The organism is Fulvivirga imtechensis AK7, from assembly GCF_000331535.1.
GTDB lineage: Bacteria > Bacteroidota > Bacteroidia > Cytophagales > Cyclobacteriaceae > Fulvivirga > Fulvivirga imtechensis.
In genome coordinates, this window is sequence record NZ_AMZN01000218.1 from 1 (window position 1) to 2,122 (window position 2,122).

Sequence of the window (2,122 nt, forward strand, 5' to 3'; positions counted from 1 at the left end):
CAGTATTGACCAGTCAAAATCAGCTCAATTGGCAACCTCTGGCATACTTGTCAGAGGTTGTTTTTTATGACCAGCCCGCAGAAAACAATAAGGGATTTACCTATTTTCGCTTTGCCTACTTTCTTTTTTTCTTTTCTTACTATGTTTCATATCCAGAAAAAAGCCGAACCGAACAGCGATACGCCTGTGGTAAGGACTCTCATTATTATAAGCAAGGTTATATAAAAACTGGCCACTTCCGTAAAAACTTCTGACAATCTTATACTTTTTACTAATTCCCAGAAAAACTCCGTTATGCCATTCTTTGCCATTTTCAGCCAGGCCAGGCAAGGTTTTTTTATGGATACGCTCGTAACTGCCAACTGCGGAAAACCCTTTGTAGATAAGATAGTTGACGGAGCCTCGAAAGCCAGAGATACTGGTATGGTTAAAGTTAAAGCCATCATCCATATCAGTATGGAACCTCCACATGTATCCGCCATACGCCTCCAACCTGTGTGTGACCTTATATCCGGCATAAGGGGTAATATCCATAAAGGTCAACTCATTCTGCTTTACAATTTGCAAGTCCACACCAAAGACTAGTCTTTCTACAAAAGTACGCTTCATTCTCTCCGCTGGAGTTTCATCGGAAATATTTCTGATACTTCTTACGTTGGGATATTTCTGCTTGTACTTAAACAGTGTTTGCTGTGCTTCTAGTAGTTTGTCTCTATTACCCACAAAGTGATCTACCGCCTTCTCCTTAATTTTTTTATCTAACTTCTCCTTAAGCAATTCCATATCCTGCTCATGGCGAAGTTGCTTGAGCTTTTCATCATAGTCGGCTTTTAACGACTCCATCTGGGCTTTTTGCTCCTGGAATTCCCCCATTTCTTCAAAACCACTGAGCCGTTCTTCTGCCCTTCCTTCCAGGGACTCGTAATCTCCCTCTTTTACCGCCTCAAGGTCATCCTGGTATTCACCGGCTACTTCAGTCACTTCCTTTACCTCCCCCACAGAACTTTTCACCTGATCTACTTCTTCAATATCCCCTAACTTATCACCAACCTGCTGCACAGGGTTGTCCATGGTCTTTTCCAGATTGATATCCGTTGCTTTTTCCACCCGATCGTTCAGGTTCAGGTCCTTCAGCTCCCCCACCTCTTCCGGGATAACGCCTTTGGTAATATCACCTGCTTCCGGAACCGGTATCTCACCGCTCCCTCCGGTAATCTCTCCCAGCTCAGGGGTGTCTACTCCGGGCAACTCTTCTCCTATATTTGTATTCACCGGCAGCTCGTCATCACCCAGTTGGGGTGTATCGATGTTAGACACCTTTTCTCCGATGTCTGTATCCGGAATTTTGCCGGAAGCATTCCCTAAAGGGTTGCCTTCCGTTGGGAGGTCATCCAACTTGCCCTCAGTGACTTTATCCAGCTTTTCCTGTTGTTTACGCTGAAACCCTTCAATTTTTTCCTTTGGCTGGTTCGCCAGGTCCTGTAGACTATCGGCAGTATTTCCCACTACACCATCCACAGCTCGTTGTATTTTTGTATTTAATGTATCAGTGGCAGCCGTTTTTATAGAATCTATATCAGCTTTAACACCATCCAACTTCCCTGTTACTCCTGCTGTTTTGGAGGTAAGACTGTCTTTCCCTGCTCCCACCCTTCCTGGTTTGAGTGAATCAGCGAGTAATAAAGATACATTTTGAAGCCTTTGAAGCTTACTTTTCATCTGTTGTAAAGAATCTGTTGGGAGGGAATCAAGAGGATTGGTGGGTTTGTTGATTTGCAATGCTTGTTTTAAAGAATCGGCTGTTGATTGGCCATCAGCAGCCTCCGATGGAAAGTCGGGTATTTTGGCTTTCACGCTATCGGGCACCTCTACTTCCTGGGCAAAAGAAGCTATACTGTAGAAGAAACAAAAAACGATGAAAAATACCTGCTTCATAGTTCAAATAGAGTCGCAATTTAATGATTTTTCGACAGAATTGCTCTTAATCCACTAGCGCGGAAGTTAACTCTCCGCGCCAGATGGGGTTACTTCCGTGCTCAAATTTTCCCCACCCCTTCCTTCCATTAGTGGCTCAGAGGAACTGTCGAGTAGGAACGAGGAATTTCACCTCGCCCCTCTCACA

At 44.3% G+C, this 2,122-nt stretch carries 1 protein-coding gene; it reads right to left on the bottom strand.

Annotated features, from left to right (window positions below; genetic code table 11):
- Nucleotides 1-96: 96 nt before the first annotated feature.
- Nucleotides 97-1,935 (bottom strand): MICOS complex subunit MIC60, encoded by a 1,839-nt coding sequence (locus C900_RS27870; RefSeq protein WP_009583845.1) that lies wholly within the window; start codon nucleotides 1,933-1,935, stop codon nucleotides 97-99.
- Between the last annotated feature and the right edge of the window lie 187 nt (nucleotides 1,936-2,122).